This is a genomic window from Sporosarcina siberiensis (assembly GCF_042681925.1).
GTDB lineage: Bacteria > Bacillota > Bacilli > Bacillales_A > Planococcaceae > Sporosarcina > Sporosarcina siberiensis.
On record NZ_JBHUGI010000035.1, the window covers coordinates 75,416 to 88,749 of the forward strand.

Annotated in this window: 16 protein-coding genes; 2 read left to right on the forward strand and 14 right to left on the reverse strand. The window is 38.2% G+C overall.

All coding sequences use genetic code 11. The features are described 5' to 3' along the window. Positions 1–217: 217 nt before the first annotated feature. Together ACFSFY_RS15980 and ACFSFY_RS15985 are read right to left on the reverse strand one after the other, a co-directional pair. Entirely contained in the window at positions 218–2,146 is a 1,929-nt protein-coding gene (locus tag ACFSFY_RS15980; protein WP_381539778.1) for a heavy metal translocating P-type ATPase, read from the reverse strand. Beyond that, positions 2,139–2,468: an ArsR/SmtB family transcription factor gene (locus ACFSFY_RS15985; protein WP_381539780.1), complete on the reverse strand. Its 330-nt coding sequence runs from the start codon at positions 2,466–2,468 to the stop codon at positions 2,139–2,141. Before ACFSFY_RS15985 ends, ACFSFY_RS15980 begins: the two co-directional genes overlap by 8 nt. A 199-nt stretch (positions 2,469–2,667) precedes the next feature. Here ACFSFY_RS15985 and ACFSFY_RS15990 point away from each other — a divergent pair, with 199 nt between their 5' ends. Continuing rightward, on the forward strand, positions 2,668–2,943 hold the full coding sequence (locus ACFSFY_RS15990; RefSeq protein ID WP_381539781.1) for a hypothetical protein: 276 nt from the start codon (positions 2,668–2,670) through the stop codon (positions 2,941–2,943). Positions 2,944–3,338: 395 nt separating this feature from the next. Here ACFSFY_RS15990 and ACFSFY_RS15995 read toward each other — a convergent pair whose 3' ends face one another. The 12 genes from ACFSFY_RS15995 to ACFSFY_RS16050 form a co-directional block, all read right to left on the reverse strand. After that, on the reverse strand, positions 3,339–3,662 hold the full coding sequence (locus ACFSFY_RS15995) for a DUF2200 domain-containing protein (protein WP_381539783.1): 324 nt from the start codon (positions 3,660–3,662) through the stop codon (positions 3,339–3,341). A 133-nt stretch (positions 3,663–3,795) separates the two neighbouring features. Beyond that, the gene (locus ACFSFY_RS16000) at positions 3,796–4,701 is read right to left on the reverse strand and encodes a sensor histidine kinase (RefSeq protein WP_381539785.1); all 906 of its coding nucleotides are present in this window, start codon (positions 4,699–4,701) and stop codon (positions 3,796–3,798) included. A gap of 16 nt (positions 4,702–4,717) precedes the next feature. Next, positions 4,718–5,464: an ABC transporter permease gene (locus tag ACFSFY_RS16005; RefSeq protein WP_381539787.1), complete on the reverse strand. Its 747-nt coding sequence runs from the start codon at positions 5,462–5,464 to the stop codon at positions 4,718–4,720. After that, positions 5,457–6,374, reverse strand: coding sequence for an ATP-binding cassette domain-containing protein (locus ACFSFY_RS16010; protein ID WP_381539788.1), 918 nt, complete (start codon positions 6,372–6,374; stop codon positions 5,457–5,459). Before ACFSFY_RS16010 ends, ACFSFY_RS16005 begins: the two co-directional genes overlap by 8 nt. 94 nt (positions 6,375–6,468) lie before the next feature. Next, a complete protein-coding gene (locus ACFSFY_RS16015) occupies positions 6,469–7,149 on the reverse strand; it encodes a response regulator transcription factor (protein ID WP_381539789.1) in 681 nt (226 codons plus the stop codon). A gap of 112 nt (positions 7,150–7,261) precedes the next feature. Continuing rightward, positions 7,262–7,477: a hypothetical protein gene (locus ACFSFY_RS16020; RefSeq protein WP_381539792.1), complete on the reverse strand. Its 216-nt coding sequence runs from the start codon at positions 7,475–7,477 to the stop codon at positions 7,262–7,264. Then, positions 7,467–7,649, reverse strand: coding sequence for a hypothetical protein (locus tag ACFSFY_RS16025; protein ID WP_381539793.1), 183 nt, complete (start codon positions 7,647–7,649; stop codon positions 7,467–7,469). The genes ACFSFY_RS16020 and ACFSFY_RS16025 overlap by 11 nt, the downstream gene beginning before the upstream one ends. A gap of 187 nt (positions 7,650–7,836) precedes the next feature. Beyond that, complete coding sequence (locus ACFSFY_RS16030; protein ID WP_381539795.1) at positions 7,837–9,450, reverse strand: ABC transporter permease; 1,614 nt, start codon at positions 9,448–9,450, stop codon at positions 7,837–7,839. A 25-nt stretch (positions 9,451–9,475) separates the two neighbouring features. Next, positions 9,476–10,357 (reverse strand): ABC transporter ATP-binding protein, encoded by an 882-nt coding sequence (locus ACFSFY_RS16035; protein ID WP_381539797.1) that lies wholly within the window; start codon positions 10,355–10,357, stop codon positions 9,476–9,478. Between the two features lie 31 nt (positions 10,358–10,388). Next, complete coding sequence (locus tag ACFSFY_RS16040; RefSeq protein ID WP_381539799.1) at positions 10,389–11,018, reverse strand: TetR/AcrR family transcriptional regulator; 630 nt, start codon at positions 11,016–11,018, stop codon at positions 10,389–10,391. A gap of 148 nt (positions 11,019–11,166) precedes the next feature. Then, on the reverse strand, positions 11,167–11,952 hold the full coding sequence (locus ACFSFY_RS16045) for a general stress protein (RefSeq protein ID WP_381539801.1): 786 nt from the start codon (positions 11,950–11,952) through the stop codon (positions 11,167–11,169). Positions 11,953–12,067: 115 nt separating this feature from the next. Next, a complete protein-coding gene (locus ACFSFY_RS16050; protein ID WP_381539803.1) occupies positions 12,068–12,670 on the reverse strand; it encodes a dienelactone hydrolase family protein in 603 nt (200 codons plus the stop codon). 195 nt (positions 12,671–12,865) lie between these two features. On the opposite strand from ACFSFY_RS16050, the gene ACFSFY_RS16055 reads away from it, so the two are divergent. After that, the gene (locus tag ACFSFY_RS16055) at positions 12,866–13,321 is read left to right on the forward strand and encodes a flavodoxin domain-containing protein (protein WP_381539805.1); all 456 of its coding nucleotides are present in this window, start codon (positions 12,866–12,868) and stop codon (positions 13,319–13,321) included. Positions 13,322–13,334 lie beyond the last annotated feature (13 nt).

A 13,334-nucleotide genomic window follows, 5' to 3' on the forward strand; every position in this document is an offset into this window, starting at 1 on the left:
TATTATTGAATGGTAGTACACTAATTATCTATATTATTTTAGCAGCAGTCAGTCTAATCAACGGTAGTCAAAAAGCTAGAACCCAATAATGCTTTTGCTTACCTCTTCCTACCCGTTCATCTTTTTCATCCATCATAGAAAAGGGTGCCTGCTCATCACACAACTAATGAATAACTTAAAATCTTTCACTAGTTATAGGACATACAGGCACCATTAATTAAACTTCTTTCAGCATGCGCAAGCCATTGAAGATGACAATGAGCGTGCTGCCTTCATGAATTATTACAGCGGAAGTCATGTCGATATTGCCTGTTAAGTTGACAATGACTAGGAATACAACAACCGCAAGCGCGATGAATATATTTTGTATAACGATTCTCCGTAATTTTTTTGCAACCCGGTGGGTGTAGGAAAACTTCATTAGATCATTTTTCATCAACACGGCATCTGCCACGTCAATTGCAATATCCGTTCCATCTCCCATTGCTATTCCAATGTCGGCTGCTACAAGTGCAGGCGCATCATTGACGCCATCGCCGACCATTGCAATCACGGGGTACTTTTGTTTCAACTCCGTAATGATGTTCGCCTTTTCTTCAGGCATCACGTTCCCACGTACTTCATCGATTCCAAGCGTGCGGCCGATCGCTTCTCCCGTTCGTTTTGCATCTCCTGTAATCATGATTGTATGGATATGTTGCTCTTTCAAGTATTGAATTGCTTCCATTGATGTCTCCTTAGGAATATCTTGAATAGCGAGAAGCAGAAGAACCTCTTCTTCAGAACCGAAGTAGACAACTGTTTTTCCTTCTTCTTCAAAAATTCTGGTCTGTTTTTGAAGAACATCTGAAATCTTTTTGTATGAGGTCGGCTTACCGATTTTGTATGTTGTTCCGTCCGCCTGAGCGAGTAATCCGACACCAATTACGTTTTCCACTTCCAGTTCATAAGGTGATACCATATCGTAGAAATTCAAAATCGCCTGCGCCAGCGGATGATTCGATTTACTTTCCATAGATACGATGAGCTGGATGAAATCTTCTAACTGTTCATCTGTCAATTCTTCCGCGGAATACGTATCCGTTACAACAGGTTTTCCTGTCGTAAGTGTACCGGTTTTATCGAACGCGACGGCTTTCAAATCAGCAAGGTTCGACAAATATGAGCCGCCCTTGAACAATACACCTCGTTTTGCGAGATTACTAATTGATGAGAGAGTCGCCGGAATATCTGTCGCAGCAAGTGCACACGGCGAAGTGGCAATCAGAAAAACCATCGTTCGGTAGAAGCTTTCGTACGCTGACCACTGGAGGATGTAGAAACCGAGCAAGAAGAAAAATGGTGTCAACATAAGGACAACATTCACATATATCGGTTCCACTCTTTTAATGAGTGCGGCAGTGCGTGATACGTTATTTTGCGTCTGACTCACAAGCTCGATAATCTTCGAAATGACCGTATCGGAGCTGTCCTTTGTAACTTCCATAGTCATTGTCCCTGTACCGTTGATGGTACTTCCGAACAGCACATCGTCTTCGAACTTTTCGACCGGTATGCTTTCCCCCGTAATGGAAGACTGATCGACAGATGAGCTACCTGAAAGGACGATACCATCCGTCGGAATTTGGTCTCCATTCAATATAGAAAGCCGATCGCCAATCTTTAACTCTGTTACTTCAACCATTTCTATATCTCCATCGGCTTTTATACGCCGAGCATTTGTAGGGTTCAGCTTCAGTAAGCTTGTAATCTCTTTCTTGCTTTTCGATTTGGCATAATCCTCGAGATAATGAGCTCCCGCAAAAATGAGTATCAATAGGGCTGCCTCTCTGTACTCACCAATAATAACTGCGCCGACTGCAGCGAGCGTCATTAGAATATGGATGTTTGGCGTGAGTTTCCTCTTCTTTACCGTCTGTCGAAACGAATCAAGAAATCCTTCAATGATAATTTGATAGCCGGACAAACCGAGCGTGATCAGATACAATATCGAACTCCACAGTTCGGAGCCAATCACCAGACCAACGAGAAATAGAACCAGCCCAATAAAATAGAACTTCGTCGCCACGGATCCACCATGAGAGTGATCATGATTGTCATTGTGGTCGTGCGACAAAGTAGGTTGATTCAATAAATGCTTACTCATAATTATAATTCTCCTTTACGTGTTCAATCGCCATGTCAAAAATCATATGGACGTGATCGTCATCCAATTGATAGATCATTTCCCTGCCATGCTTCTGATTCCGCACAAGCCGGGCAAACTTCAACTCTCGCAGCTGATGAGAAACTCCGCTTTGCGACACGTCGAGCCTATTGCAAATCTGTGTTACCGTAAGCGACTGCTGTTTCAGCAAATAAAGGATCTTAATTCGTGTTGGATTAGACAGCGCACTGAACAAATTTGCTACATCCACTTCGAGCTTCTGATCCAACATACCCGTTTCATTGACGTCTTCTTGTTCCATCATCTTCATCACCTATTCTATAGATATTAATACATGAACATATCCTCATATATTAATATCTTTTATTTTATCATGTATTATCTGAAAATGTTTGTCAATTGAACATCTGTTTTTTTTAATATTACTCAGTGCATACTTTCTGTACATATTGCAATACTAAGCATTGGATTACAATATGCACGGAGAGGAGAGAGGATAAATGGCGAAAAAATCAGATATAAGTTGGAAAAAAGATAATCCGAGTACTTTTTTAAACAACTCGGTTCAAAAGGCGGATCGTGCAGTAAAGCAAGTGATGTCACACCCAGAAGAGATTGCAGTTGAGCATGCTTTTAATTCAATAGCCCATGCAGAAAATGCGCTCTCAAATGCAGAAGAACGCCAGGAGCATATGAATACAGCGGAACAAAGTAAAGAACAGTTAGCGATGATAAAACAGCAATTGCACGAAGCTGATGAGATTATGAATAAATAGTTGAAAAATGAAAAATAAGCAAAAAGCTGTTCAATCAATGCTATTTAAAAGAAGTAGAAGAACTGAAAAAAAGTCTAGGTATACACAAAGGCGTTTTTCCGGAACGTAGACCACATTGTTCAAGGTACCTAAGGCTTTAATGACCTCGTTACACAGCGTCGTGGGTCTTGTTTCAAAAATACGAATAAAACACAAGACCATTCAAGTTGCGGAAAAACGCCATTATAGTGTTCTGTGATAGTTAAGTTTCAAAAAAACACCATTATGATGCTTTGGTTTCGTGAGCCAAAATCTATTTTCATAGTGCTTGACTTATTTCACATTAAACGCTGTGCATAAGGTAATCTGAATATACACTACAATTACATATTTATTAGATATATACTAAAAAATCACTACCTCAAAATTTTATCCATTGCTTTCCCTTTTGCCAGTTCGTCAATCAACTTATCCAAATAACGGATTTCCTGCATTACTGGTTCTTCAATATCTTCTACGCGGACGCCGCAGATAACACCTTTAATTGAAGCTCGTGAAGGGTTCATTTCGGGCGCTTCTGCAAAGAACGTTTCGAAGTCTGTCTGTTTTTCCAGTAGTCCTTCTAATTCTTCCTGACTATACCCCGTCAGCCAATGGATGATTTCATCAACCTCCGCTTTCGTACGCCCTTTTTTCTCTACCTTTGCAATATAAAGTGGGTAGACTTTTGCAAAACTCATTGTTTAAATCTTATGTTTTTCCATGATACATCCTCCTTTATTTATTCTTACAAATGGTTGTATTGTACGTTGTTGCTCCTGACATATATCTCATATCCTATACCGCACTCTGAAAATATTGAATGACCCCGACCTACTCCCACTTCTTAAACGAAACTTCAAGTATAAAGTCATCTCCAGTAACATCAGCGACCGCGTTACCACCTTGTTTCTCGATAAGCTGCTGAACAATATGCAACCCTAAACCAAGTTGCTCGCCGGTGCGACTGGAGTCCATCCTGAATGTCCTATCAAAAATTCGTTGAAGTTCTGTAACATTAAAAGTATCCACGTCATTTGTAACCCTTAATCGGATATACCCATTATCTTCTATCAGATTTATCGTTACAGTACTTTTACTGTAGAATAGCGCATTTTGAATGATATTGGCTACAATTCGTTCTGTAGCTTTCCTATCAGCCAGAACAGGTGAAGCTACATGTTCATCTATCTGTACTTGCAACTGCTTCTTCTCAAACTCACCATAAAACGTCAGCATTGCTTCCACCACTATTTCATCCAAAAAGTTCTTCTCCAAGACCATTTTTTTATCCAAGGAATCCAGTTGTGAGAGTTCATAGAACAAATCTACAACATTGGTCAGATTATCGATTTTCATTTGAACAACGGCCAGATACTCGTCCTTTTCCGGTTCAGTTAACAACGGATTAGATAACAATTCCGAAAACCCTTTGATGGACGTTAATGGTGTTCGTAAATCATGTGAGATATTAGTGATTTCCCTTTTCAGATTCATCTCTTTGGCGTGCTTGCGCTGTTGATCCTGCTTAAACAAATGAATGAGCTGGTTGATTTTTGCAGCAAATCGTGCCAGGTTCTTATTATGGGTATGGGTGCGAACGACTTCATTTGTCCCGAAGTTCTTAATGATTTCCTCTAATTGCTTCGTCATCTTTTTAATATCCCAATGAAGTACTAGAGATATTCCAGTCATAACGACCAGCAATGAAATTAGTAGGATCATCAACCAACTGGTCACATTGATTCATCCTTTCTTAAATCGTTTGTTTCGCAAACTTTGTGACACCCATCAGTAAAGCAATCACAGAAAGCAGCGCACCTATAATCCAGTATTGGTAACCGAATTGTACAGTTTGATTCATGAAGTTTAGTAAGTTATCTTGTAATAAGGCATCTGGTGCATACTTATATACGTCTTGTAAACTTGTAAACGGTCGAAATAAGATCCGCAGCAAGTCACCCAAAAATACATAGAAGAACAGCATAAGAATAAAGATATAGACTTCACCGACCTTCAACATTTTCAGTGAATGAATCATGAAGAATGCACTGAGTATTATCGGAACCATATTACTGATTGCTATCAAAAAGTCTTTGACCGACTCACGATCACCAGACATCAGCCACTCACCCAGCCCAATCATTAAACAAACCCCGATGACACTAATGAACAGAAAATAACTTAAAGTCAGGATCAGTTTGGACCAGAAGATGGTGTTCCTGGATATTCCAAATGACACTCCATTTTTCAGCACACCCGTATCCTTTCCTGTAAGACTGAAATTAAAAAGAAAACTTACAATGATGATAAGCCCACCGCTTCCGATTACATTTGAATAGAAAAACCGATTTGTAGCATATGGGAAATTCGGATCGGCTTGTTGAGAATAGTACAGCACAGCCGCTACAGCCACAATTAGCAATAAGCAAACGAGACTGGTAATATGCAGTGATTTTTTACGCAATAAGCGGTATTGTTCGCTTTTTAAATAATTAATCATGACCATTCCCCCCAACAAGTTCCAGGAAGTATTCTTCCAAATTCCGCGCTTCTATTCGGAACTCCCTTACAGATACTCCATTATCCAGTAGTAAACGATTGATGTCCCCGCTACTCTCGACATAATTGTGGATGATGATCACTTGATTGGGAAGCACTATGAATTCGATATCTGCATATGCACGTTCTAATAATTGCACTGTTTTGGCTGGATCATCGACCGTAAGTTGAAGTTGTTTCCGACTTTTTTCAAGCAGTTTCTCTTTACTGACATCCTCAACAATGACACCATTTTTAATAAAAACAAAACGTGTCGCCAGTAAATGTAGCTCGGTTAAAATATGACTTGAAATAAAGATTGTTATCTGCTTTTCTTGATTCAATTTTATCAACAAATTACGAATTTCCCGAATCCCTTCAGCATCCAACCCATTGATTGGCTCATCCAGCACTAAACAATCAGGACTACTCAACAAGCAAAGAGCGATACCTAATCGTTGTTTCATGCCCATAGAATAGTCTTTAAACCGCTTCTTCTTTTCTTTTGCGAGATTAACAATCTTCAAAACTTCATCTACCCGCTTCTTTTCAACAACGCCGCGCTGAATTCGGAAATACTCCAGATTTTGAGAAGCAGTAAAATCCGGAAAGAAGACAGGTGTTTCTACTAAGAAGCCCATCCTTCTCCTTGCCTGTTCTACGTCTCTCCCAGTTTTTCCAAACAAGTGAATGTCTCCTGTAGTTGGATGTAATTGGCCTGCAAGCATTTTAAAGAGCGTCGATTTCCCTGATCCATTCTGTCCGATTAAAGCACAAATTTCTCCTTTACGTAATGAGAAATTAAGGGGTTTGATGATGGTCGCATTTTTAAACGTTTTTGTTAGTTGATACGTTTGAATAATAGTCTCCATGTTAACGACTCCTTTGCTAAACTTCTTGATATCTATACTTTAGCGTAGAACTCTTTAACATACTTTAAGCTAACCATAAAGAAATCATAAGGAATTACACAAGCATGAACCCAATCCCCCAAATCGTCTTGATATACTCATCAGAAGTAAGTACCGCAATCTTCTTGCGCAGATTCGAAACATGAACACTTATCGTGTTGTCATCCCCAAAGTACGTTCCTTTCCAAATACTTTCATAAATTTCCTTTTTAGAAAACGCTCGCTCCGGATTACGCATGAACAAAGACAAAATATCAAATTCCGAATTGGTCAACTGTAATTCTTGTTGATCTAAAGACACAGACAGTTTCTCTGTGTTTAGATTCAGCTTTCGCCACACCATCTTCTTTGTCTGCAGCGATTGCAGACTCGACTTCCGTAATTGAACTTCCACTCTCGCTATGACCTCTTGTTGATTAAACGGCTTGGTTATATAATCATCCGCGCCCAACTTCAATACGTTCACTTTACTCTCAATATCCACTTTGGCTGATATAACAATGATTGGAATTGTACTATCTACTCGAATCTCTCCTATCAATTCTTCTCCGCTTTTTCCCGGCAGCATTAAGTCCAATACAATTAAGTCAAAACTAGTAGTTTTCAATTGCAGTAGACCTTCTGTTCCAGAATAAGCTAACACAGTAACTGTACCTGCTGTTGTTAACATAACGCTTAGCAGCTTACTGATTTCTTGATCGTCTTCAATTATTAAAACTCTTTTACCCTCAATCATTATGATCACCTATCTTTACCTGTATAGTGTGTGGTTGTATTTCTCTAGAGTATACCTAACTTTTGCTATTATCTCACCGACTAAAATACACCCATTATCAAAACTTACAATCTTAAGTGAACTCCATGACCAACAGAAAGTACCCGTGCGTGAAATCTTCTCGCACGGGTACTTTGTTTGCCTCTACGACATCAGATATTCCACTATCCGGCCAATTTGTTCCACATAAGAATGGTGGCTCTGCTCCAACTAGAAATCTAGAAGGGTCTTTTTCTAGCTGTGCAATCAACTCGGGATTGAGATTATAACCTACAAATTCAATTATCATTCCTCTTATACATTCGTGATTTCTTTATCCATTCAATAAATATAAATAGAAAAAATAGGAATACAGAAATTCCTGCATTTTCGGTCCAACGTATTTCTGGTTTAAATAACCACTGGAAAACGGTGATTATAATATAAAATGCTACAACAAATTTTATACCTTTTTTAATCATATTGCTCCCCCTTAATTACTTCTCTATATCGTTATTCATAATTCTACTACTGATACATGCATCTGCTGTAAAAGGTTTTATTTTCCAGAAGGTTCTGAACTCTAGACGCTGTGTTTAGTCTTCCTTATTAAGAGTTTAATAAGAAAGCATCGTAAAATGGTATGCTCATCAGCTTATCACTTCATTTTCAAGCCCCTTCAATCATATCCCGTTTTGAATACCCTAGGTACCCGACAACCATCAGAGCAATACTGATCACAGTTATTGTAGTAAATGTCAGTGGATCAAATTCCTTTAGTGGCATTTGAGGTATCCAACTTTGAATGGCCGTCTTGAAAAACCAGTCCGGTAAATCCAAGATACCCCCGAAATAATTTAATATAAAAGAATATCCAAGGTATGCATAAACCACTTTTCCTAGTTTCGGTGCCCAACCAAGTGCTAGAGAAGCTAAACCTATAAAAAAGAGTACTGATGGCAAAAAGTTGTAACCCGCTGCAAGAAAGTCCAATAGATTCATTGTGGAGCTCCCACCCATTGCTGCAAGAGCTGTACTTCCTAGGCCTACTGCAGCTAATAAAATACCAATTAAGCTTGCAAAAACTGCTATCCCAATACTCGTCCAATACAATTGACCACGAGATACTTTTGTCGCATGGAGCTGACTTAAATGTAAGCGTGTTTCTTCAGTGAACAATTTATTGACAATGACAATCGGTAATATTGAAACCAATCCTGTCAAGACCATCATGATTGTTCCGGTAAATGATTCTTCAATGGAAGCACCGGTTAGCGTAAACATCTGCTTTATCATTTCATTACTTTCAAGAAAGGTCTGCATGTCTCCATAAATCGCTCCATAGACGGCTCCCAAAATCCCAAAACCAATGAACCAGCTAATAATGACGCCTTTATTAATTTTGATAAATAATCCATGGACAGACAATAAAGAGTTCTTTGCATTCCCTCGACCTTCTCTTACCGGCAAATAGCCAGCCCCCATATCGCGGTTTCCTTCAAGAACAAAAGCAATACTTATCGTAATGACACTAAAAATCATAGAAAAAACAAGGGGTGTCCAATTATTTTCCGTAAATGGATACGTTAAATATGTCCAACTTAGGGGATTGATAATGGATAAGTCGACATTGGAGACGTCTGTTCCAGCGCGAACAATATAAAGAAATCCTATAATTCCAAGGGAGGAACTTGTTGCTCCAGATGACGTTGACATAATTTGAGCCATCACTAAAGCAATCCCAGCTCCGATGACCCCGGCCATTCCGACCGATGCTCCAAATAATAGGGAGCCTTCAACAGTAATCGTATCTCCACCAAAGCTCAACATTAGTCCAGTAATAAAAAGTGCTAATAAAACATTAATGAAAAGCGTCTCAATCATTGTAGCAAGAGCGTTTGCTTGTCGACCTACTTGAAAAGAGCGCACAAGTTCAGTGAGACCAAGATCTTCCTCTTTACGCGTATGGCTGATCACATGTAAAACGGAAATAATCATTGCAAATAAACCACTGAATAAGAGTATTTCATGTGCGTACATCGCTCCTAATGTATAGTCGATCGCAGTCTCCGCTGGTGTAGGTCCAACCATTGATATCATCGCAGGATTATTTAATGTTTCAAACATTGCCGCTAATCCTTCGCCTTTTGCAATTTCCTTAAAGGCTGGAATAAAAGCAGCTGAAAACAACCCAAGGCCCAAAACCCATAGGACAATTTTTCTCCAATCACGTTTTAGATAGTGCAGAAATAATGTATCCCAACTCGCGAACTTTTCGTTCATTATCGTTTCCCCTCCTTTTCAAAACCTACCCTTTATAATGACGCATGAACAAATCTTCAAGAGTTGGTGGTACGCATTCAAAACTTTTAACACCTAATGTACTCACCTTCACTAGCACATCGTTAAGAAATTCATTATCAGCAAAAAATGTTGCTTTATTACCTTTTAATGTGAAATCATGCACTCCATTTACAGTGATTATTTCATTCACATCCCCTTCTGTTGTTAACGTTATGGTGGAACGGGCTAAATGACGCAGTTCTTGAAGGGTTCCCGTTTCCACAATTTCACCTTGACGAATGATGACCACTTTATCCGCCAATCGTTCTACTTCGCTCAAAATATGGGAAGACAGTAAGATGGCCTTACCAGCTACTTTAATCTTTTCAACTTCTTCTTGAAAAATTGCTTCCATTAATGGGTCCAGGCCTGAAGTCGGTTCATCAAAAATATATAAATCCGAGTCAACAGACAACGCTGCTATCAAACCAACTTTTTGACGATTCCCTTTTGAATAACCTTTAGCTTTTTTCTTAGGATCCAACTCAAAGCGTTCAATTAAATAATCACGTTTTTGTTGATTTCCACCGCCATGCAGTTTAATGAATAAGTCAATAATCTCCCCACCTGTTAGACTTCCCCACAACGAGACATCTCCAGGTACATAGGAAATACGTTTATGAATTTCAATACTATCTTTCCAAACGTCCTTACCAAATATTTCTACAATACCGGCATCCCGCTTGATAATTCCCAATAAAGTGCGGATTGTTGTAGATTTGCCTGAACCATTAGGGCCGATAAAACCCACAACTTCACCAGCCTCAACCGTGAATGTTACGTTACTTAATGCTTGAAACTTTCCAAACCTTTTTTGTAAACCTTGCACTTTTATGATTTCTGGCATAACACCAACACTCTCCTACTTCAAAATATGATCACTTTTTATAAAAGCTGTTCTTCAGTAGTTCAGAATAACTCATCCATTCCTCGAGATATCGGTTCCCAAATTCCTTGATATTACCAATACCTTTTAGTTCTTTAATACCTTTCTCCCCGAATCCGGACATCGTCCAATTCAGTATTTCAATCGCTTTCTCCACATCGACGTCTTCACGGAACTTGGAATAATCAATGTGTTCATACATCTTATTTGTTCCTTTATCATAAATGGGTTCCAGTTTTTGTTTGACGATTTCCTTTACTTCAATCGATTCTTCTTGTATCGAAGAAGCGAGAAAATCAAATACTTGAGGATGTTCTAGCTGAATATGTAGTTTCTGTACTCCTATATTTTCGATTCTTTTAAAAATATCGGTTTCACCATAATCGATTTGTTCATAAACTTTCTCCGTAACTTGAATGCTGTAATCGATTAAAAATATATAAAGACCCTTCTTGCTAGTAAAATAATTAAACAACGAGCCTTTAGAGATTTTCGCACCTCTCACAATTTCATTTGTAGAGGCTTTTTCAAAACCTACTTGAACAAATTCCTTTAGTGCTGCGTTTATAATGAGCTCTTGTTTCTCGGTTTTCAAGTTATCAAACGTGGAATAAATAGTCATACTCTCCTTTCCATCATCGCAATAGTGACCAATCTGGTCAATCCTTGGGTTTCACTTCGGCATTGTTAGCCAAAATCCCTTTATTTTAATCAAATCCATCGAAAAAAAGGAACTTCCATAAGCAATGGAAGTTCCTTTTTCCTATCTTTTACAAAAGTCGGTTTGGATCTATTAGTGATTTAGCCAGTAAACGTTCTCTTTCTAATTCGGGGTCGAATTTTTCATGTTTACCAACAATATGATCTTCATTGAGCGCTGTATGTTCAGTTATTTCTATTTCATCTTCCATCTTGGGAATATCTTCAGCATCATTATGGACTGGTTGGCTTTCCATATTTACTTCATCAAAAGAGACAGGAACTTCCATTATCGGTTGTTCTGCAATGATAGGTTTTTCGGAATTTCCTTCGCCCGCTTGAATCTGTTCATTATTCCCCATTAATCGTCCTTCTTGCATACGCAGACGGTCTTCTTGCTCAATAGTGGCATCTATATCGGCATAAATATTCTTCGAATTGCCTGAATAATCTACAGTCGAATTTGAACCAACATTTGCATCTAAATGTTCATTTACAATTTCCGAGTCATGAGAATATGCTACGTGATTATAATCACGATCCACATACAACAAGATTCTACCTCGTTTTACTTCATTATAAAAACGATCAGACTCTTCTTCTGTGAAGCCCATATTTGAAAACGCAGCCTTTACGGGTTCGTCACCACTTATAAAAGCGATGAATCGATCCATCCAAGTCCCTTCCGATGATTTCAAATCAACATCCGTTCTTCCTCGAACCATAGAAAGTGAATCCGTATCACTTGTAACTACATAAATATCATTTTCTGAAAACCCTTGAACTCTTAACTCATCAATTTTATCCAATACCTCGTGTTCTGATTGGTACGTACCTATAATTTTTTTATCAGCCATTGTTAAATTTCCTCCTTATTTTTTTCAAGCAATTGTATTACTCTATAAATACCCGTGTTAATTGATTTGAAACAAAGCCTGACTTTTCAAAACAATTTCTCACACAAAGTCAAGATTACTTCATAGATGAATGTTTCAGTAAAAATGAAACCATTTCTTGAAATGCCATTTCAGATGATCCTTTATTGTAATTGGGTGAGTATGGGTCGGCAAATCCATGTTGTCCATTAAATGTATGGAGTTCAACATTTCGATAATCCAAATTAGAAACAAGTTCATCCACATTAAAGGACTTTTCCTCTTTCGGAAAAAAGAGCAGCGCGGGGCATTGAGGTGTTACTTCTATGTAATCTCTAATGCGCGAACCATAATAAGCTACGATTCCCTGAACACCTTTCAAATCGCTACACAACCAAGAAACAGTCGCACCTACACTAAATCCGATAACAAATACTTTTTCATAATTCTTCTTTACATCGGTCACCAAACTCTTCATCTTATTCGACGCGTTAATAAACCCCACATTTTCCATGAAGTTTTGATAGGCCAATTCTTCTTGTGAATAACTAAAAGGAATCTTTACATCCAACAAATCAGGACATATGACATCAAAATCATACTTCGATATCGATTCACTAAAATGTTCAATATGCGGGTTCACACCGTAAATTTCATGAATGACAATAACAGCAGTCTTATCTCTTTTAGTAGTAGTCATCACTTCCCCCTGACTTTCGTATCCTTTTTCATACTAGCTGAACTTGGAATGAATGATTGTACGTATGGAATCTGAAACTTGATTTGCATCAATGTCAAAAACACATTTTTCTTATAAACTAAGGTAACAAGCTCATTCTGTTTATCCAGTAGACCAATGCAACTAATTCTTTCATATATGAAAGGTGTGTTTTCGATGAAAAAAGTTCTTATTCTATATATAAGTACAACGGGTAATACTGAACAAATAGCCCATCTCTTAAATGAAGCTCTAAGTGACAATGATTTCGATATCACAACGATGAGTTTTGACTTCACTAATTTGGATGCTTTGGATCTTCTTCAATACGATGGCATTCTGTTTGGTACACATACGTATAACGACGGGGATTTACCTTTTGAAACCGATGTTTTCCTAGATACACTTTTGACATTAGACTTAAATAATAAAATCGTTGGTATTTTCGGTTCAGGGGATACCTCTTATTCCTATTTCTGCGAAGCAGTAGAAATAATGAAGGATGAGTTCGCACTTAGAAATGCAATCGTTCTAGAACATACTGTGAGAGTAAATCTTTATCCCGACTTGGATCAAGACCTATTATCGATTCATAAACTTGCGTCTTTATTTCAAGAAGCCTTATTGGAGTGAAATAAAAATCCAT

Bases quoted from the DNA above. Each gene is read 5' to 3' on its own strand.
- ACFSFY_RS15985 (WP_381539780.1), bottom strand. From the start codon at position 2,468: ATGGAACAAGAAGACGTCAATGAAACGGGTATGTTGGATCAGAAGCTC.
- ACFSFY_RS16055 (WP_381539805.1), top strand. From the start codon at position 12,866: ATGAAAAAAGTTCTTATTCTATATATAAGTACAACGGGTAATACTGAA.
- ACFSFY_RS15980 (WP_381539778.1), bottom strand. From the start codon at position 2,146: ATGAGTAAGCATTTATTGAATCAACCTACTTTGTCGCACGACCACAAT.
- ACFSFY_RS16015 (WP_381539789.1), bottom strand. From the start codon at position 7,149: ATGATTGAGGGTAAAAGAGTTTTAATAATTGAAGACGATCAAGAAATC.
- ACFSFY_RS16010 (WP_381539788.1), bottom strand. From the start codon at position 6,374: ATGGAGACTATTATTCAAACGTATCAACTAACAAAAACGTTTAAAAAT.
- ACFSFY_RS16025 (WP_381539793.1), bottom strand. From the start codon at position 7,649: ATGATTAAAAAAGGTATAAAATTTGTTGTAGCATTTTATATTATAATC.
- ACFSFY_RS16020 (WP_381539792.1), bottom strand. From the start codon at position 7,477: ATGATAATTGAATTTGTAGGTTATAATCTCAATCCCGAGTTGATTGCA.
- ACFSFY_RS16040 (WP_381539799.1), bottom strand. From the start codon at position 11,018: ATGACTATTTATTCCACGTTTGATAACTTGAAAACCGAGAAACAAGAG.
- ACFSFY_RS16050 (WP_381539803.1), bottom strand. From the start codon at position 12,670: ATGACTACTACTAAAAGAGATAAGACTGCTGTTATTGTCATTCATGAA.
- ACFSFY_RS16035 (WP_381539797.1), bottom strand. From the start codon at position 10,357: ATGCCAGAAATCATAAAAGTGCAAGGTTTACAAAAAAGGTTTGGAAAG.
- ACFSFY_RS16045 (WP_381539801.1), bottom strand. From the start codon at position 11,952: ATGGCTGATAAAAAAATTATAGGTACGTACCAATCAGAACACGAGGTA.
- ACFSFY_RS16030 (WP_381539795.1), bottom strand. From the start codon at position 9,450: ATGAACGAAAAGTTCGCGAGTTGGGATACATTATTTCTGCACTATCTA.
- ACFSFY_RS15995 (WP_381539783.1), bottom strand. From the start codon at position 3,662: ATGAGTTTTGCAAAAGTCTACCCACTTTATATTGCAAAGGTAGAGAAA.
- ACFSFY_RS16005 (WP_381539787.1), bottom strand. From the start codon at position 5,464: ATGATTAATTATTTAAAAAGCGAACAATACCGCTTATTGCGTAAAAAA.
- ACFSFY_RS15990 (WP_381539781.1), top strand. From the start codon at position 2,668: ATGGCGAAAAAATCAGATATAAGTTGGAAAAAAGATAATCCGAGTACT.